This window comes from Actinomadura bangladeshensis, assembly GCF_004348335.1.
GTDB classification, from domain to species: domain Bacteria; phylum Actinomycetota; class Actinomycetes; order Streptosporangiales; family Streptosporangiaceae; genus Spirillospora; species Spirillospora bangladeshensis.
In genome coordinates this window covers 1-18673 of the sequence record NZ_SMJW01000161.1, presented here as the reverse complement: position 1 = coordinate 18673, position 18673 = coordinate 1, and the positions used below count along the sequence as shown (strand labels likewise).

13 protein-coding genes and 1 pseudogene are annotated in these 18673 nt (G+C 72.4%); 9 read left to right on the top strand and 5 right to left on the bottom strand.

The genetic code is table 11. The features are described 5' to 3' along the window. Both E1284_RS26805 and E1284_RS26800 read right to left on the bottom strand, forming a co-directional pair. Window positions 1–500: pseudogene (locus tag E1284_RS26805) on the bottom strand (hypothetical protein); the annotation flags it as partial. Window positions 501–607: 107 nt separating this feature from the next. Further along, window positions 608–2122: a sulfatase family protein gene (locus E1284_RS26800; RefSeq protein WP_131942910.1), complete on the bottom strand. Its 1515-nt coding sequence runs from the start codon at window positions 2120–2122 to the stop codon at window positions 608–610. Window positions 2123–2235: 113 nt separating this feature from the next. Here E1284_RS26800 and E1284_RS26795 point away from each other — a divergent pair, with 113 nt between their 5' ends. Beyond that, window positions 2236–3693, top strand: a complete 1458-nt coding sequence (locus tag E1284_RS26795; RefSeq protein ID WP_165965445.1) for a family 43 glycosylhydrolase — start codon at window positions 2236–2238, stop codon at window positions 3691–3693. 51 nt (window positions 3694–3744) lie between these two features. Here E1284_RS26795 and E1284_RS26790 read toward each other — a convergent pair whose 3' ends face one another. From E1284_RS26790 to E1284_RS26780, 3 genes are read right to left on the bottom strand one after another with little or no spacing between them, the layout of a single operon-like run. Beyond that, a complete protein-coding gene (locus E1284_RS26790) occupies window positions 3745–4698 on the bottom strand; it encodes a glycosyltransferase (RefSeq protein WP_131942908.1) in 954 nt (317 codons plus the stop codon). Further along, window positions 4695–5903, bottom strand: coding sequence for a hypothetical protein (locus E1284_RS26785; RefSeq protein ID WP_131942907.1), 1209 nt, complete (start codon window positions 5901–5903; stop codon window positions 4695–4697). Before E1284_RS26785 ends, E1284_RS26790 begins: the two co-directional genes overlap by 4 nt. Next, on the bottom strand, window positions 5900–7249 hold the full coding sequence (locus E1284_RS26780; RefSeq protein WP_131942906.1) for a hypothetical protein: 1350 nt from the start codon (window positions 7247–7249) through the stop codon (window positions 5900–5902). The genes E1284_RS26785 and E1284_RS26780 overlap by 4 nt, the downstream gene beginning before the upstream one ends. Window positions 7250–7381: 132 nt before the next feature. Here E1284_RS26780 and glf point away from each other — a divergent pair, with 132 nt between their 5' ends. From glf to E1284_RS26740, 8 genes are read left to right on the top strand one after another with little or no spacing between them, the layout of a single operon-like run. Next, window positions 7382–8551 carry a UDP-galactopyranose mutase gene (gene glf, locus E1284_RS26775; protein WP_131942905.1) on the top strand — a complete coding sequence of 390 codons (1170 nt, stop codon included), beginning with the start codon at window positions 7382–7384 and terminating at the stop codon, window positions 8549–8551. Further along, window positions 8548–10656, top strand: coding sequence for a glycosyltransferase (locus E1284_RS26770; RefSeq protein WP_243714760.1), 2109 nt, complete (start codon window positions 8548–8550; stop codon window positions 10654–10656). Before glf ends, E1284_RS26770 begins: the two co-directional genes overlap by 4 nt. After that, window positions 10653–11522 (top strand): ABC transporter permease, encoded by an 870-nt coding sequence (locus tag E1284_RS26765; protein WP_131942904.1) that lies wholly within the window; start codon window positions 10653–10655, stop codon window positions 11520–11522. Before E1284_RS26770 ends, E1284_RS26765 begins: the two co-directional genes overlap by 4 nt. 3 nt (window positions 11523–11525) lie before the next feature. Beyond that, entirely contained in the window at window positions 11526–12368 is an 843-nt protein-coding gene (locus tag E1284_RS26760; RefSeq protein WP_243714759.1) for an ABC transporter ATP-binding protein, read from the top strand. Window positions 12369–12423: 55 nt separating this feature from the next. Further along, window positions 12424–15087: an HAD family hydrolase gene (locus tag E1284_RS26755; protein WP_207923972.1), complete on the top strand. Its 2664-nt coding sequence runs from the start codon at window positions 12424–12426 to the stop codon at window positions 15085–15087. Beyond that, the gene (locus E1284_RS26750) at window positions 15074–16171 is read left to right on the top strand and encodes a class I SAM-dependent methyltransferase (protein ID WP_207923971.1); all 1098 of its coding nucleotides are present in this window, start codon (window positions 15074–15076) and stop codon (window positions 16169–16171) included. The genes E1284_RS26755 and E1284_RS26750 overlap by 14 nt, the downstream gene beginning before the upstream one ends. Further along, complete coding sequence (locus E1284_RS26745) at window positions 16168–17772, top strand: DUF2142 domain-containing protein (protein WP_131942902.1); 1605 nt, start codon at window positions 16168–16170, stop codon at window positions 17770–17772. The genes E1284_RS26750 and E1284_RS26745 overlap by 4 nt, the downstream gene beginning before the upstream one ends. Then, window positions 17708–18598 carry a class I SAM-dependent methyltransferase gene (locus E1284_RS26740; protein WP_131942901.1) on the top strand — a complete coding sequence of 297 codons (891 nt, stop codon included), beginning with the start codon at window positions 17708–17710 and terminating at the stop codon, window positions 18596–18598. The genes E1284_RS26745 and E1284_RS26740 overlap by 65 nt, the downstream gene beginning before the upstream one ends. The last annotated feature ends 75 nt before the right edge of the window (window positions 18599–18673 follow it).

Here is an 18673-nt window from a genome sequence, read left to right as displayed (position 1 = left end):
GGTTGGGATACCGGCGGCTGAGGTGCGGGTGGCTGAGGTGCGGGTGGCTGAGGTGCGGGCGCCTGCGGCGCGGGGAGTTGGGGTGCGGGCGGCTGCGCGGGTGCCGGGTGGGGCTGCACCTGCGTCGCGTCGGGCATCTCCTGCGCGTACGGGAACGGCGGTGGCGCCGGGATCGCGGCCGGACCGCCGGCCGCGGGAGCCTCCGCGGCGGGCCCTGCGTCGTCGCGCTCGAACCTGAACTCGAGCATGGTGCGGTCGGCCAGGTCGGCCTCCGCGCCGTCCGCACCGGAGTCGTCGGCCGCGGGCTGCTCCACCGCGGGCGGCTCGGGCGCCGGCGGCTCGGCAGGGAGCTGCTGCGCCGGCCCGTCCGTCGGAAGCAGCGGGCCGGAGGGGCCGCCCTGGTCGTCCAGCCAACGCGGCGGCGGCGGGACCTGGGCCGGCTCGCCCGAGCCGGGACGCTCCGCCTCGTGGTCGTCGTCCGGCTTTCCCGTTGGAGTCACGCCCGCTCTCCCCGCATCGGCTCACCCTGTATCCGGCTCACGGTGCACATCGCACCGAGTCGCCGCAATCGTCAGCGATGATAGCGGCGCATAAGGGACGCGAGCCCTCACCGGCTCCGGCCCGCGTCGGTGCATTTGGCGCCCGCGCAGTGCGTCAGCGCGTACAGCAGATCGGACAGGTGCCGCCGCCGCTGCTCCGGCAGCGTCCCGGCGATGTTGCTCAGCTCGTGGGGGTCGCGGGTGCGGTCGTAGTACTCGCGTTCCCCGTCGGCGTACTCGACGTAGAGCATGTCGTTCGTGCGGAGCGCGTTGTAGGTCGTCGGCGCGCCGGGCGCCGAGTCCTGCCGGTCGGGGTCCTCCGGGGACGGCGCCGGCTTGACGTGCTCGATGAGCGCGGTCTCGCGCCAGTCCGGCGGGGTGCCGCCGCGCAGGAACGGGGCGAGCGACCGGCCGTCCGTCGCGGCGGCAGGGCGCAGGCCGGCGAGTTCCTGGAAGGTGGGGGCGAGGTCGGTGTTCTGCGCGATCTGCGCGACCTTGCGGCCGGGCGGGACACCGGGCCCGGTGAAGACGAACGGCACCCGGACGTCGGTGTCGAAGGCGGTCATCTTGCCGCCGGCGAGCCGGTGCTCGCCCAGGTGGAAGCCGTTGTCGGAGCCGAACACGACGTAGGTGTCGCGGTCGATGTCCAGTTCCTTCAGTGTTGTCCGGATCCGGCCGAGCATCTCGTCCACCGCCTGGACCATCCGGACCCGGTTGCGGAAGCCCTCGTCGATCCGCAGGATCCCGGGCTTGCGCAGTTTCGGGTGCGACCGCAGCCAGGACGGCTTGTCGCGGACGTCCGCCTCGTTGAAGGACGGCGGCCGCGGCGCCCGCAGCTCGGGGAACTTCCCGGCGTGCCTCGGCGCGGGCACGAACGGCCCGTGCGGCGCGAACGTCGCGATCTCGATGAAGAACGGCTGCGCCGACCCCCGGGACCGGTTGATGAAGTCCACGCCCTTGTTCGCCAGCACGTCGGTGAGGTAGTCCTCCGGCTTGGAGCCGTAGTGGACGAGCCGGCCGTTCTCGTTCAGGTTGTAGTTGTACTCGGGGTAGCCGTTGCCGTTGACGTACCACTCGGTCCAGCCCGGCGGGACGTACGGCTTCGTCCCGCCCTGGGTGTCGCCGGGCTGGTAGCCGTTCATGTACTTGCCGAGCAGCGCGGTGCGGTAGCCGGCCTTCTGCAGGAACGGCGCGAAGGACGCCTGCTCGCCGCCGTTGTCCTTGAAGACCTGGTAGCCGCCGAGGGGCGGGAAGTTCGTCCGGACCCCGGTGTTGTGCGGGTACCGGCCGGTGAAGATCGTGGCGCGCGAGGTGCAGCACAGCGAGTCCGCCACGATGAAGTTGTCGAAGGTGAGCCCGTCCCGCTGCATCTGCAGCACCTGCGGCATGTGCGCGACCAGGTCCGAGGACAGGTCGTCGGTGAGGACGAAGACGATGTTCGGCTTCTTCGCGGCCGTGCCGGACTTTCCCTTCCCGCCGCCCTTCGCGTCGTCGGCGCGCCCTCCCGGCTGGAGGCTGCAACCGCTCAGTGCGAGGAGGGCGAGCACGCACAGGACGGCCGCCAGCCGCCGGTGTCGGGTCAACGTCTTCCCTTCCACGATGCGGTCGCCCGGGCCAGCGTAACGATCTGGACGACATCGCGCGTACTCCGGGCGGTTCGCCGTGCCTCCGGTCTGTTGGCATGATGCCGGATGGGATGAGGAGACCTGGCGGGGACCTGCAGGCGCTCGCGCCCCTGCTGCCGCTGCTGGCCGGGGCCGCGATCAGCGCCGTGATCGCGCTGGTCATCGGGCTGGCCGTGTCCTGCCTGCCCTCGTCCGACGCGACGGCCGCGCGCCCGTCGCCGAAGCCGCCGCTGCCGAGTCCCGCCGGATCCCCGGTTCCGATCGACCCGCCCGGCTACTCGCCGGTCAAGCCGGTGATCGCCGGGTCGTTCGCCGACCCGACCGTCATCAAGGCCGCCGGGACGTACTTCGCCTACGGCACCAACAACGCCGACGCGACGATGCCCGTCGCGACCGCTCCGACCCCGACCGGGCCGTGGACCCCCTCGCCCGGCGACGGCCTCGCGCGGCTCCCCGCGTGGGCCGCCGAGGGCTGGACGTGGGCGCCCGAGGTCGTCCCGCCGCAGGGCGGGTCCCGGTCCTACGTGCTGTACTTCTCCGCCCGCCGCAAGGACGGCGACCAGCAGTGCATCGGGGTGGCGACCGCCTCCTCGCCGGCCGGCCCGTTCGTCCCGCTGGAGGGCGATCCGCTGGTGTGCCCGCTGGACCTGGGCGGCGCCATCGACCCGGCGTCCTACATCGAGAAGGACGGGACGCGCTACCTGCTCTACAAGAGCGACGAGCGCCGGACCGCGGCGATCTACCTGGTCAGGATGAGCCCGGACGGGCTGCGCCTAGCGGGCCCGCCGAAGCGCATCATGGGCCGCGCCGCGGACGAGCCCGTCCTGGTGGAGGCGCCCGACCTCGTCCGCCGCGGCGACTCCTACGTGCTGCTCTACGCGGCGGGCTGGTACTTCCAGTCGAACTACCAGACCCGGTACGCGGTGGCGTCCAGCATCGAGGGGCCGTACCGGAAGGGCGGGCCGATCCAGTCGACCGGACAGTACGGCGGGCAGGTCGACGGGCCGGGCAGCGCCGACGTCCTCAGCGACGAGACGGGCGACTACCTGGTCTTCCACGGCATCCTGGACCGCCACGGCGGCTCCCGGGTGACCCGCGGCATGTACGTCGCCCGGCTCGGCTGGGACGGTGCACGCCCCGCCGTGCGCGGGGTGCCCGTCCGCTACGAGGCGGAGCGCGGGCGGCTGAACGGCTGCGTCTCCCAGCTGGCGCGCCCGCGCGCCTCCGGCGGGCGGGCCATCGGCCCGTTCGCCCAGGACGGCTGCCGGGTGGACGTCCCGGTCTTCGCACCCGCCGCAGGAAAGTACACGGTCCGGACCCAGTACGCGAACCGCTCCGGGACCGACTCGTATCTGGAGTTCTTCGCGAACGGGACCGTCGCGACGTCCCTGCGCCTCCGCCCGACGAGCGGCGCGGGCTGGGCGTCCGTCTCGGCGGAGGTGGAGCTGGCCGCCGGGTGGAACACCCTCAGCCTGCGCCGCCTCGGCGGGCAGGGCCAAGGACAGGTCGACTACCTCGACGTCCGGTAGGGGCCGGCCCGGGTGCTTCGCCGGCCGGCCGGTCGGGCGTGCCGTTCCGTCTCATGGGGCGTCGCCGTCATGCCGGGGGACCTCGACTCCGATTTCGCGCAGCAGCGCTGGGGTGGGTTGCGGGCGGCTGGTGAACCCGTCCTTGAGCCCGCGGAGCATGGCGCGGCGCAGGACCGTCCGGTCCGATGATCCCGCGAAGGTGCGGGCCCAGCGCCGCAGGGTGGAACCGGCGTACAGGGCGCGTTCGGCCGGTGCCAGGCCCCGGCTGCCGGTGAACAGCCAGATCTTGTTGCGGACCTCGAAGAAGAAGCGGTCGCCGGGGTCGGCGTCCGCGCCGCCGAAGCCGCGCGTCTTGTGCACGACGACGCTGTCCGGGCAGAGCAGGCCGCGCCGGCCGCGCAGCAGCCGGGTGGTGAACTCGAAGTCGTCGTTCCACAGGAAGTAGTGGGCGACCGGCAGCCCGCGCTCCCGCACGGCGGCCGCGTCGACCAGCACGGAGACGAACGACGCCGAGCGGATCGGGACGCAGCCGGCCGAGGCCGCGATGCGGGACTCGGCGGCCGTGGCGCGGGGCTTGCGGCGCGGCGTGTTCATCGGATGGTCGCGGCCGTCGGTCCACACGACGCGGCTCGCGACCAGCGCGGGCGGGCCGTCGTCCGCGGTGGCCCTCGCGCGGGCCGCGAGCAGTTCGCCGAGCGCCTCGGGGTGCGGCACCGTGTCGTCGTCCAGCAGCCAGACCAGCCCCGCGCCGCCGCTCAGGGCGCGGGCCAGCCCGGCGCTGAACCCGCCCGCCCCGCCGGTGTTGCGGGGCAGCACCAGCAGGTCGGCGTCCGGGAAGTGCTCCGCGACCATCGCGGCGGTGCCGTCGGACGAGGCGTTGTCGACCACGATGGTCCGGTCCGGCGGGCGCCGCTGGGCGGCGAGCGCGGACAGGGCCTCGCCGAGAAGGTCTCGCCGGTCGTGGGTGACGACCACCGCCGCGACCGGGCCCGGACCGGGCGTCACCGGCCGCGCCTGCCGGTCGCGCGGCGGGCGGCGCGCTGCAGGGCCGGGGACGGATCGGCGGCGGTCTCGATGAGCTCCCGCAGGTTCTCCCGGACGCCGGCCAGCTCGCTGTGCAGGTGTGCGAGCCCGATGCGCTCGTCGGCCGCCGCCAGCTCCGCCAGCAGGTGCGCCACGACCCCGACGGACGCGGTCGCGATCAGCTCGTCCGGGACGTCGCCCGGAAGGAGGCCGAGCCCGGGCTCGCGGGAGGTGGTCAGCTCGGCGAGGTCGCCGGCCACGGCATAGCCGGAGGCGCGCAGCGACGCGGCGATCTCCCGCGTCCGCGCCGCCGCCCAGTCCGCGTGCCGCGCGGGCAGGCGCATCCGTGTCCGGCCGTCGCCCGCGGCGCGGGCGCGATCGACGAGGTGCTCGCGGACCACGCGCTCGTAGTCCTCGCCCAGTGCGAGGCCGATCCGCTCGTTCAGCCGGCGCAGCAGCTCCGCATCGACCGCCGACAGCGGCTTGTCCTCCGGTATCCCTGCGACGTCGCACACGCCGTCGCCGATCCCGGTCAGCTCGCGGAACCGGTCCCACAGCACCCCGGCGGGGCCGCCGGGCGGCGGAAGCGTCAGCACGTGGACGCGCTCCTTCGGCACCGCCGTCTCCCACGCGGCGAGCACCCGCACGGGATCGTGCTGCCCCCAGAACATCTCCCCGTACGGTTCCGGCGCGTCGATGCCCCGCTTGACCAGGTCGTCGACGAAACGCTCGAACGCGATGGTGTGCGCGTGGCGGATCTGCTCCTGCCAGTCGAGGATCAGCTGCCAGCCGAGGTCGCGGGTGGCGAACACCACGTGCACCTCGGCCGGCTCCAGGGACGCCACCGCGTGCTCGACCTGCCGCTCGGTCGCGCCCGCCAGCAGCCCCTGGGAGAAGACGACCGCCGGGCCGTCCCAGTCGCGGGCGCGCTCGGCCATCCGCTCCCACGCGCCGTCCCAGCTCGGGTCGCGGCGGCCGCCCCAGCTCATCTCGCGCAGGTCCATCACGGCACCGAAGTGCTCCTGCGGCCCGGCGATCGGGTAGCAGACGCCGGCGTCGGCCAGGCGCCGCCGGTTGCCCCACAGCGCCCGGTGCAGGAAGGCCGTTCCGGCGGCGGGCGCACCGATGTGCAGATATACCGACTTGGCAGGCTTGCCGGGCCGCCGCTCGTCCATCCGCGCGTTCACCTCGCACTCGTCTCGGTACTCGTCTCGGTTCTTGTTCCGGCCTCGGGCGGCGCCGCCCTGCCCTGCACCCTCTGGTAGGCGCCGCCGAGGCGGCGTACGGCCGGGTACCGTTCGCGCGCGCCGCGTGCGGCGCGCGCGATGAACGGGGCGGCGTCGCGCGCCAGCCGGCCGGTGGTCTCCACCAGGTCGGCGGACTCGCGCCGCAGCAGCCCGACCCGGTCGCGGACCGGCATGTCGGCGCCGGACACGGACGCGGCGTGCTCCTGCCTCTGCTGGACGCGCCGCAGCAGCGCGGCGATGGCGTCGAGGCCCGCGTCCGCCATCTCCGTCCAGCGCGGGTCGGCCGGATCGGGGGCGGGTGCCGTGCCGAGCGCGGGGCCGGATGCGGCCATCGGCATCAGCTCGTACAGGTCGCCCACCACGTGGTAGCCGGCCGCGCGCAGGTCCTCGACCGTCTCGATCGCCCGCTCGGTCGCCCACGGCAGGTGCTCGGCGGGCAGCTCGATCCTGACCGGACCCGGCCGCCCGGCCAGCACGTGCTGCGCGAGGAAGAGCTTCACCTCGTCGTTGTAGACCTGCCAGCCGACCCGCTCGGTGAGCGCCGTGTTGAGCTGGAGCAGGAACTGGGTCTCGGTCAGGCCCAGCGACGCGTTGGCGTACGTGCCGGAGAGGTCGAAGTCGTCCGGGACGAGCCCGGTCGCCGCGCAGAATCGCCGCCAGAGCAGGTCGCGCGGTGCGCCGGGCCGGGGCAGCGTGACGACGTGGACGCGTTCGGGCGGCAGGTCCGCTCCCCAGCGCCCGAGCACCGCGACCGGGTCCTGGAGGCCCCAGAACAGCCGCGCGCTCTCGAACGTCCGCCAGTTGCGCCGCCGGAGGGCGGCCACGAACTCGGTGAACGAGGTGGTGAACCGGTTCTTGACGTCCTCCTGCCAGTGCGCCGGGATCTGCCGGCCGAGGTCGCGCGCGGTGAACACCACGTGGACGTCGGCGAAATCGAGGTCGGCCATGGCCTGCCGGACGTAGGCGGGCCGGGCCGGGGCGAGGAGCTCCTGCGAGATGATCGCGGTGCCGGGCCAGTCGCGGATCTCGTCCACCAGGTCCCGCCAGGCGCCGCGCGTCCTCGGGTCGGACGCCTCGCGGAAGAACGTCCGGCGCAGGTCGAAGGCGGCCCTGACATGGGCGGAGAAGTCCGCACCGGGGTACAGGACGCCGTGCTCGCGCAGCCGGGCGCGGTTGTGCCACAGCACCTGCTGGAGGAACGTCGTCCCGGACTTGGCGGCTCCGACGTGCAGGAAGACCACCGGGCGCGTGCCGCGCGACGTGCGGCCAGGAGTGGACGAGACCACCGCGATCCTTGGGAGCCCTGCCTTGGTGCCGATGAAATCCCCGGTATCTTAGCCGCGATCCGTACGTATCGACCGGCCGGTGCCGTAGTGCGGCCCGGTCCTCTGCTCCCCGCACGGGATGGACACCGTCCAGTGAACGTTGATCTCGTGGTGGCCGGTTCCGGGTTCTTCGGGCTCACGGTCGCCGAACGCTGCGCGGCCGGGCTCGGCCTGCGCGTACTGGTCCTCGACCGGCGCGACCACATCGGCGGCAACGCCTACAGCGAGGCCGAGCCGGAGACGGGCATCGAGATCCACCGCTACGGCGCGCACCTGTTCCACACCTCCAACGAGCGGGTGTGGGAGTACGCCAACCGGTTCACCGCCTTCACGGGCTACCGGCACCAGGTGTACTCGACGTTCAAGGGCCGGGTGTACCCGATGCCGATCAATCTCGGCACGATCTGCGCGTTCTTCGGCCGGGTCTTCAGCCCGGACGAGGCGCGGGCGCTGATCGCCGGCCAGGCCGCCGAGGTGTCCGATCCGGCCAACCTGGAGGAGAAGGCGATCTCGCTGATCGGGCGCCCCCTGTACGAGGCGTTCATCCGCGGCTACACCGCCAAGCAGTGGCAGACCGACCCCCGCGACCTGCCCGCCGAGATCATCACCCGGCTCCCGGTGCGGTACACCTTCGACAACCGGTACTTCAACGACGTCCACGAGGGGCTTCCGGTCGACGGCTACACCGCCTGGCTGGAGCGGATGGCCGACCACCCGAACATCGAGGTCCGGCTGAACACCGACTTCCTCGACCTGCGCGACGACATCGTCGGCAACGTGCCCGTCGTCTACACCGGGCCGCTGGACCGCTACTTCGGCTACGCCGAGGGCGAGCTGGGCTGGCGGACGCTGGACTTCGAGCTGAGCGTCGAGCCGACCGGCGACTTCCAGGGCACCCCGGTGATGAACTACGCGGACGAGGACGTCCCCTACACCCGGATCCACGAGTTCCGGCACTTCCATCCCGAGCGTGACGGCCATCCGTCCGACAAGACGGTGATCATGCGGGAGTACTCGCGGGCCGCCGGACGCGGGGACGAGCCGTACTACCCCGTGAACACCGCCGCCGACCGCGCCCGCCTGCTCGCCTACCGCGATCTGGCGAAGGGCGAGCACGGGGTGCTCTTCGGCGGGCGGCTCGGCACATACCGGTACCTCGACATGCACATGGCGATCGCGAGCGCGCTCAGCATGGTCGACAACAGACTGCGTCCCCATTTCGCCGAGGGTTCGCGTCTCATAAGCGGAGGTGTGGACGAGTGAGCGAACCCGCCGCGGCGACGGCCGAGGCCGAGACCCCGCGCCGACTGCGCGTTCTGCAGCGCGTCGTGATGCCGGTCGACCGCGACCTCGACGTCCTCAAGCTGTACGTGGAGGGCGAGATCGCCCGGGGCGCCGAGGCCCTTGCCGCCGAGACCGAGGTGGAGGCGGGACCCGCCGCGGCCGTGGGGCGGCGCAGCGTCGTGGTCCCCGTCGGGCGGCGTGCCTCCTTCGCCACCTACTTCAACGCGTTCCCCGCCAGCTACTGGCGGCGCTGGACGAGGGTGGAGGAGGTGACGCTGCGGGTCCGGATGCGCGGCCAGGGCACCGTCATCGTGTACCGGTCCAGCGCCAAGGGCCATGTGCAGCGCGTCGCCTCCGCGCGGTTCGACTCCGGCCTTTCCCGGGAGGAGACTTTCCGGCTGCCGCTGCTCCCGTTCATCGACGGCGGCTGGTACTGGATGGACGTCCTGGCAGGCGAGGGCAACGCACTCCTCGAACGGGCCGACTGGTGCGCGGATCTCGAAGCGGCGGGGGACGTCCGGCAGGGCCGGGTGAGCCTCGGCATCACCACGTTCAACCGTCCGAACTTCTGCGTGGACCAGCTCGCCGCGCTGGCGGCCGCGCCCGAGGTGCTGGACGTGGTCGACGCCGTCTACGTCGTCGACCAGGGCACCGACCGGGTGCGCGACGACGCGGGCTTCCCGGAGGCAGCCGACGCGCTCGGCGCCAGGCTGCATGTCATCGAGCAGGGCAACCTGGGCGGATCCGGAGGTTTCTCCCGGGCGATGGACGAGACGGTGGCGGCCGGCGCCAGCGACTACGTCCTGCTCCTCGACGACGACGTGGTCACCGAGACCGAGGGCATCCTCCGCGCGGTCGCGTTCGCCGACTTCGCCCGCACGCCGACGATCGTGGGCGGGCACATGTTCAACCTGTTCGTCCGCTCGCAGCTGCACGCCTACGGCGAGACGATCGCGCGGTACCGCTGGTGGTGGGAGGAGGCCCCGCACACCAAGCGCGAACACGACTTCGCGCTGCCGCCCGTCCGGAACCCGTACCCGGCCCTCAACGCGGACCCGCGGAAGCGCACCAGCTCGGGGAGCCTGCGCGAGACCAAGTGGCTGCACCGGCGCGTCGACGTCGACTACAACGGCTGGTGGATGTGCCTGATCCCCACCGACGTCGTGCGCAAGATCGGCCTGTCCATGCCGATGTTCATCAAGTGGGACGACGCCGAGTACTGCGTCCGCGCGGGCGAGGCCGGCTTCCCGACCGTGTCGCTGCCCGGCATGGCGGCATGGCACGTCCCCTGGCAGGACAAGGACGACGGCATCGACTGGCAGGCGTACTTCCACGAGCGGAACCGGCTCGTCACCGCGCTGCTGCACTCGCCCTACGAGCGCGGCGGGAACCTCCTCAAGGAGAGCTTCATCATCTCGGTGAAGCACGCGCTCGCCATGCAGTACTCGACCGCCGAGCTGATGCTGTCGGCGATCGAGGACGTGCTGAGCGGACCGGAGCACATGCACGCCGGGATCGCGGCCAAGCTGCCGGAGATCATGGCGTTCCGGAAGGAGTTCCCCGACGCCCGCAACCGCGTCAGCCACGAGGAGTTCCCGCAGGTGCGGCGGGACCGGCCGCCCAAGCGGGGACGCGGGTTCAAGCCGCCGCGCGGCAAGGTGAACGTGCTGGCGAGCGCGATGCTCGGCACCGTCAAGCAGCTGCGCCCGGTGGACCCCGCAGCCCGGGGCAACCCGCAGCTGGTGGTGCCGCACATCGACCGGCACTGGAGCCTGCTGTCGCAGGTCGACAGCGCGCTGGTCTCCTCCGCCGACGGCACGAAGGTGGCCTGGTACCAGCGCGACCCGGAGCGCTTCAAGAAGCTGCTCGCGCGGACGTCGCTGCTGCACGCCCGGCTCGGCCGGGAATGGCCGGAGCTCAGCCGGCGGTACCGGGCGGCGATGGCCGAGATCGCCTCCCCGGACGCGTGGCGCGCCACCTTCGAGGCGGCCGGACCCGGTGCCTCGGGTTCGGGTGGTTCGGGTTCCGGCGCGCCGGGTTCGGGTGCCTCGGGTTCGGAGGAGTCCGGGGGCGGACCGGAATGACCGCCGCGCCGATCAGCGCCGACGACGGCCTCCGGGCGCCCGGGACCGGCGGCGGGCTGCGCCGGACCTTCCAGAACAGGTACCTGCTGCGGCTCCTGGTGCGCCGCGAGCTGCGGGCCCGGTACAAGGGCTCGCTGCTCGGGCTCGGCTGGTCCTACGTGCGGCCCGCCGTGCACTTCGCGGTCTACTTCTACGTCATCGGCGTGTTCCTCGGCATGGACCGGCAGATCGACGACTTCCCCGTCTACCTGTTCGCGGGCATGGTCCTGGTCAACCTGTTCACCGAGACGCTGCACTCGGCGACCCGCTCGGTCACCGGCAACGCCGCGCTCGTCCGCAAAGTGTTCCTGCCCAGGGAGATGTTCCCCGCGGCGTCGGCGCTGGTTTCCCTGGTCCATTTCCTGCCCGGCTTCCTGATCCTGCTGGGCGGGGCGGCCGCCGCCGGGTGGCGGCCCTCGCCGGAGGGCGCTGGCGCCGCCGCCCTCGGGTTCACGATCATCGTCGTCCTCGGGTTCGGCGTCGGCCTGCTGTGCGCGGCCGTGAACGTGTTCTTCCGCGACCTGGAGCAGGCGGTCGACATCTCGATGATCGTCATCACCTGGTCGGTGCCGATGATCTATCCGTGGACGCACGTCCAGACCCACGCGCCCGACTGGGTGCTGGACGTGTACCTCGCCAACCCGCTCGTCAGCGCGGTGTCCCTGTTCCAGCGGGCGTTCTGGTACCCCGGAGCGGACGGCGGGTTCGCGTTCCCGCCCGACCTCTACGCCCGCGCGTGCGAGTCCCTCGCCGTGAGCGTGCTGGTGTTCATCGCCGGGCACGCGGCGTTCGCCCGCATGCAGAAGCGTTTCGCGCAGGAGCTGTAGCCGTTGCCCCCCTCACCGCCGACTCCGTCCCCGTCCACCCCGTCCCCGTCCATCGTCATCGACCGCGTGACGAAGAACTTCACGCTGCGGCACGCGCGCTCGATCAAGGAGATGAGCGTCCGCGCGCTGCGGCGGCAGAGCCTGTCGGACCGCTTCCGCGCGCTGGACGAGGTGAGCGTCACCATCGACCAGGGCGAGACCGTGGCGCTGATGGGGCTGAACGGGTCGGGCAAGAGCACGCTGCTGAAGCTCATCTCGGGGGTCATGCAGCCGGACGAGGGGTCGGTGCGCGTCCGCGGCCGCGTCGCCGGCCTGATCGACGTGGGCGCCGGGCTGCATCCGGAGCTGACCGGCAGGGAGAACGTCTTCCTCAACGGCGCGATCCTCGGGATGTCCCGCGCGGAGATCCTCCGGAAGTTCGACGCGATCGTCGAGTTCTCCGGCGTCGAGCGCTTCCTGGACGACCAGGTGAAGTTCTACTCGTCCGGCATGTTCATGCGGCTGGCGTTCTCGATCGCGGCCCACACCGAGCCGGACGTGTTCCTCATCGACGAGGTGCTGGCCGTCGGCGACCCGCCGTTCCGGGAGAAGTGCCTGGACCGCATCCGGGAGCTGCGCGGCGAGGGCCGCACCATGGTCGTCGTCGCGCACGACATCAAGATGCTCGTCGGGCTGTGCGACCGCGGCATCACGATGCGGCAGGGCCGGGTGATCTTCGACGGGGAGACCGAGGAGGCCGGCCGGCTGGTCCGCGAGGACCGTGCGGCCCGCCGCGCCGCCGCGGCGCTCGCGGACCGTCCGGCCGCCGCGGGAACGCGGACTGCGTCGGGAGAAAGCGGTGGATAAGGTGACCCGTGCCGCGGCCGAGGGCCGGCCGGGGGCCAGGGGGAAGGGTGCGGTGTTGACCAAGCAGGAACACGGCTGCCCGTTGCTCGACGACGTGCACCGGATCATCGCCGACCGAGCCTGCTCCGTGCTGTCCCTGGACATCTTCGACACGGTGCTCTGGCGCCGGGTGCCGCGGCCGGTGGACGTCTTCGGCCTGCTGGCGCCGCGGCTGCGGGACGCGGGTCTGTGCCCGCCGTGGGTGACCGGCGCGACCCTCCGCCGGATGCGGATCGCCGCCGAGGACGCGGCCCGCGGCGGCCGCGACGCCCTCGGCACCGAGGTGTCCCTGTTCGACATCTGGCGCGCCATGCCCGACGGGATCTTCGGCACGGCGCCGCTCGAGCAGCTCGTCGAGGCCGAGATAGGGCTGGAACGCGAGCTGACCGTCGTGGACCTGGACATCGCCGAAGTCGTCAGGGCCGCGCGGAAGCAGGACGTCCAGGTCGTCCTGGTGTCCGACACCTACTTCACCGAGGACCAGCTCGCCCGGCTCCTCGACCGCCCCGAACTGGGCCCGCTGGACGACGTCCGGATCTTCCGGTCCAACCAGCACGGCGCGGACAAGGCGTCCGGGCTGTGGGAGATCGTGCTGCGGGACCTCGGCCGCAGCCCGGAGCAGGTCGTGCACATCGGCGACCACGAGATCGCCGACCACGAGGTGCCCGGCGGGCTCGGCGTCCGGACGGTGCACTACCGGCGGCTCGACGGCGCCTGCCTGGACGTGCTGAAGCGGGAGAAGGAGCCGGTCGGCCGGTTGGAGGACCACGCGCCCGACCTGGACGACCGGCACGGCGACTTCGGCCTCACCAGTCTGCGCGCCAAGGCGGTCCACTCGGGCGTCCCGTTCAGCACCTCGGCGCTGGACGTCGCGTGGCGGTACGGCGCCGGGGTCCTCGGCCCGGTGCTCACCGGGTTCGCCGAGTGGGCGGCGTGGAAGGCGCACGAGGCCGGGACCCGCAGGCTGTGGTGCTCGATGCGGGAAGGGGAGCTGCTCTCCGCGCTCATCAACCGTGCCGCCGAGGCGCGCGGCTGGGACGTCGTGGCCGCGCCCGTGTGGCTGTCGCGGTTCGTGACGTCGCTGGCCGGGCTCGACCCGCACGACACCGACGCGGTGCACGCCTTCATCCGCACCGGCTACCGGTTGACCGTCCGGCAGGCGCTGGCCGTCCTCGAACTGCGGCCCGGCGACGTCCCCGGTCTCGCCGTCGAACTGGACACCGTCATCGACAACGGCGACATCGCCGACCGGGTCGCCCGCGCGCTGACCGAGACGCCGCACCTGTGCAACCGGCTCGCGGTGACCGTCACCGCCGTCCGCGAACGCATGATCAAGTCGCTGCGGGCCGCCGGCGCGCTCGACGACCCGGAGCTGACGCTCGTCGACCTCGGCTGGGGCGGCACGATCCAGCGGCAGCTCGCCCGTGCGCTGGAGATCGCCCGCATCGACGCGCGGGTGTCCGGGCTCTACCTGGCCACCGACGACCGGTCGGAGCGGGTGTACCTGGCGGGCCTGCGCGCCGAGGGCTACCTCGCGCAGGCGGGGCATCCGGCGCGCGTCGCCCGGACCGTGACCCGCAGCCCGGAGATCGTGGAGCAGTGCGTCAACGCGCTGTGCGGGTCGCTGATCGGGTTCACCGAGGAGGGCGAGCCGGTCCTCGGCGACGCGTCCGACTCGCCGTCGCAGAACGCCGAGCGCCGCACCGTCCAGGACGGCGTGTTCGCGTTCCAGCGCATGTGGACCAGGTACGTCGGCGCGTCCGGCGGCGCATGGCCGGACCTGGCCCGTCCGCAGGCGGCACGCGACCGGCTGGCGCGGATCCTGGTGGCCGCGCTGGAGGCGCCCACTGCGGACGAGGCGGCCGTCTTCGGCAACTGGACCCACGAGGACAACTTCGGCTCCTCCCTGGTCACGACCCTGCTGCCCGCCGACCTGAGACCCGCCGTCCCGTACCTGTCGCCCGGCGACCTCGACGACCTGCACATGCGGGACTCGTTCTGGCCCGCGCTGATCGCCGCGTCCGACACCGGGCTCGGGGCCATGGCCAGGGCCATCGCGGACGGCGCGGTCGCCCCGGAGGCGTTCGACCCGGCCGGCGAGCCGTACGAGACGCGGCTGCGGTACCGGACGGCCGACGACCGGTGGCACGAGCCGATCCGCCGCCGCGTCAGGATCAACCACAACGGGCTCTCCTTCGCCCGGATCGACTTCGAGCACCACGACACGGTCGACATCTCCCTCGCGATCCCGGGCCGTCCGGCGATCGTCCGGGTCGACTGGATCGAGGCCAGGGTCATCGCCGGGGGCCGCCGCCGCGAACGGGTGCTGCGCTGGGACAAGCCGGAGGACTTCGTCGGCCTCCACTACGCGGACTGCCGCTACCTCGGCGGCAACCTCATGGAGTTCGACACCTCCTACGCGGCGGTGTGGCTCCCGCTGGCCCGCCGCGCGGGGACGCCCACGGTGTCGTCCGCGCAAATCACCATCGCGTTCGCGATGCTCCCGCAGTCGGCGACCGGGCTGGCGCCGCGGATGCCGGTCGACCGCATGGCGGAACGGGCGGCGCGCGCGGCCCGGCTCACCGGGCGGATGCGCGAGGAGTACCGGGCGGCCGGCGTCAAGGGCGTCGCCGCCGGCGCCAGGCGAGTGGCGAGGAGGAAGCTCGGTGACGACCGCTGACCGAGGGGCCGCCGTGGTCGGTTCCCCCGACGATCCGCACGCCCAGGCCCGCGCCGCCCGGGAGCAGCCGCTGCTGCTGCACTCGATGTCGGTGTTCCGGGAGCTCTTCGCGCTGCTCTTCGGCTGCCGCGAGATCCGGACGGTGGTCGAGGTCGGGGTAGAGTCCGGGCAGGTCAGCTCGCTGTACGCCGACCTCGGCGCGACCGTTCACTGCGTCGAACCGGCCCCGGGCGACGACCTCCGGGCCGTACTGGACGGCGACCCCCGGCTGAACCTGGTGGAGGGGCGGTCCCCGGCTGTGCTCGCCGACCTGCCGGTGGCCGACATGTACGTCCTCGACGGCGACCACAACTACGCGGTGGTCCGCGCCGAACTCGCATGGATCATGAAGAACGCCCCCGACGCGGTGGTCGTCATGAACGACGTGCTGTGGCCGTGCGGGCGCCGCGACTTCTACTACCAGCCGTCACCGCTGGCGCCGGCGGACGTCCACCCCGACACGGCCGACGGGCCGACCGTCTGGCACGACGAGGTCACCCCGGCCGGGTTCATCGGCGACGGCGTGTTCACCGTGGCCGCGCGGGCGGGCGGCGAGCGCAACGGCGTCCTCACCGCCGTCGAGGACGCGCTGGCCGAGGCGGGCGACCGGCGCTTCGCGATCGTCCCGGCCGTCTTCGGCTTCGGGGTCATGGTCAGGGCGGGCGCGCCCGGTGCCGACGAGGTCTTCGAGGCGCTGCGGCCGTACACGTCCTCGGAACTCATCGCGGCCATGGAGAACAACCGGATCGCGCTCTACACCCGCATCCTGCAACTCCAGTACGAAGCGGAGGCCCGCGCCGACGACGCCAACCGGCTGGCGGAGACCATCACCGCGCAGCAGCGCGAGCTCGCAGCCCTCCGCTCCGAGCTCGATCAGGCCCGGTCCGAGACCGCGGCCCATCGCCGCGATCTGCAGGGACTGCGTGCGGAACTGGCCAGGTCGTCGGTCCCGCCGAGCCGGGACCAGGAGCTGGGAGCGGCCGTGTCACAGCTGGGTCGCGCGCTCTCCGCACGTATCCGCAGGGACCTTGGAGGTCCTCGATGACAGCACCGCTCACCGCCATGCGGCTTCGGGCGATCACGATTCTGGCCTTCCTCGGTTTCTTCGCGGTCGGCGCCGGATGGGCGATCGCCATGCCATGGGACGGCGGACCGGACGAGCAGTCGCACATCACCCGCGCGGCGGGCGTCGTCGGCGGGGACTTCGCCGCGCCACCCGACTACATCACCGTTCCGGAGATCTCGCGACCGCTGGCTGGAACCCACCAGACCATCCCGGACGGTGTCGCGCATCCGTCGCCGCCGTGTTTCGCTTTCAAGCCCCAGCAACCGGCGGACTGCGCGAACGAAACATCGGAGACGCCGCACAAGCTGGTGGAGCGGTTCACTGCGGGCGCCGGTCGCTACCAGCCCACGTACTACGCGGTGGTCGGCTGGCCGCTCAAGTGGTGGCCGGGGGAGGGCGGGCTGTTGCTCGCCCGCCTGATCAGTGCCGCGCTGTCGGCCGCGTTCCTGACGGCGGCGGTGTACAGCGTGCTCGCCTGGTCGCGGCGCCCGTTCCTGCTCGCCGGGCTGTTGATCGCCACGACGCCCATGACAATGCACCTCGCCGGTGTGATCAACGCGAACGGACTGGAGATCACGGCGGCGATTGCGATGTGGACGGCACTGATCCCCCTGGTCCGCGGGGAGGGACCGCCCGACCGGCGACTGCTGGTCCTGGCCGGGGTGTCGGCGGTGACGGTCGCGTGGACGCGGCCGGACGGACCCATGACCGTCGCGCTCGCCCTCGTGATCCTGACGGGCAGCGCCGGCCGCGCCCGGCTCGGCACGCTGATCCGCGACCGCGGCGCGTGGATCCTCGGGCTCACGGTGACACTGGCATGCGGCCTGTCGGCGGTCTGGACGCTCGCCATGAAGGCCACGGAACTCGTCCCCGTCCCGGGCGGGGCGGGGCTCGGTGTCGCCGACGCCCTGCGGCTGGTGACCGTCGAGCGGACGTCCTTCTACCTGAAGTCGATGATCGGGCAGTTCGGCTGGGTGGACGTCGAGATGCCCGATGCCTACTACGCGATCTGGTTCGCCGCGACCGGCTTCCTAGTCCTCGCCGCGCTGTCTGCCGGTGGGCGCGCCGACCAGCTGCGGCTCGCCGTGGTGGTCGCGGCCGCATTCGCGCTTCCGCTGTGGATGGACGTCATGGGCGCAGAGGAGAACGGGATGATGGCGCAGGGCCGCTACATCCTGCCGAGCGCGGTCGGCGCCGCGGTCCTCGCCGCGCACATCATCGATGAGCGCGGCCCGTTCGTGCCGGGTTTCGCGCGTTCGATCATCGGCTGGCTGGCCTTGTTCCTTCTTCCCGCGCAGCTGATCGGGCTGGGGTACGCGATGGTCCGGTACCAGCACGGGCTCTACGCACCCGTCCCGGCGGTGAACCCGCTGAACGGCGTCTGGCAGCCGTCCCTCGGCCCGGCCAGCGCGCTCGGGGCCGCGGCCCTCGGGCTTCTCGCGCTGGGCGCGATGGTCTGGCTGGCCACTTCCTCACGGGCCGCTGGCATGCCATCTCTTGAAGAGGGGTCTGGAAATGACGGACTACGTCGCGACCGTAGCGATGCACCAGAGCACGTGGGGGACGTTGCTGGAACCTGACCCCGCGCTGGCCGGGGTCGATGACCTCTCTGAGGCCCTGCACATCCCGATCCGAGGCGGGCATCACGCGGAGTTTGGCATCTTCTCGGGCAAAAACCCGGTCTTCGACCGGACGATCGCCAGGATCGAGGGCGTCGACCTCGTGTACGAGGACCAGTGCAGCGCCTATCACTACTTCGACCTTTTCACCCGCGTCGAGCGCTGCCACGGGGAGCTCTCCAGGCTCGTCGACGTCGGCGTTTTCATGGGGGGATCCGCTGCCATTCTCGCCGGATGCGTCGAGCCGATGGGACTGGAACTCGATCTCGTCGATGTCAACGACGCCTACCTGCGGTTCACCTACGAGAGGCTGCGGCGGCTGTTCCCCCGTGCCATGAACCGCGTCCGCATGTTTCACGGCGACCTGCCCACCTACGTCGCGAACGTGCTGCTGGCCGAGCCGCAGACGCGCGCACTCGTCCACCAGGACAGCGCGCACGCCTTCGACCAGGTCGTCAAAGACCTCAGCTCGCTGTACTTCGCCCGGGACCGGGTGCATGGGCTCGCGATCCAGGGGACCCATCTCCGCGGCGACATCGCGCACCTCAACTTCGTGGACGCCGCCGTCCACGCCGTGTTCGGCGTCGGGGTGAAGTACGAGGCCATGGGCGCGCGCTATCCGCAGGACGCGCCGGTGACGCACCCCAACCAGTGGGACGGCAACTACTTCCTGGCCGACACCCCCGAAGGCATGTACATCCCGTTCGAGGCCGCGGAGTGGAAGTACCCCCACCCGACGATGGAACTGGACGCCTTTCTCCCCGTGAAGACCACCCCCATTGCCTGACCGGGCGTCGCTCCGCGCCGGCGTGGCCGGGTGTGGTCATGGGTGGCGGGGAGTGGTGTCTGATCTTGTCGCAGG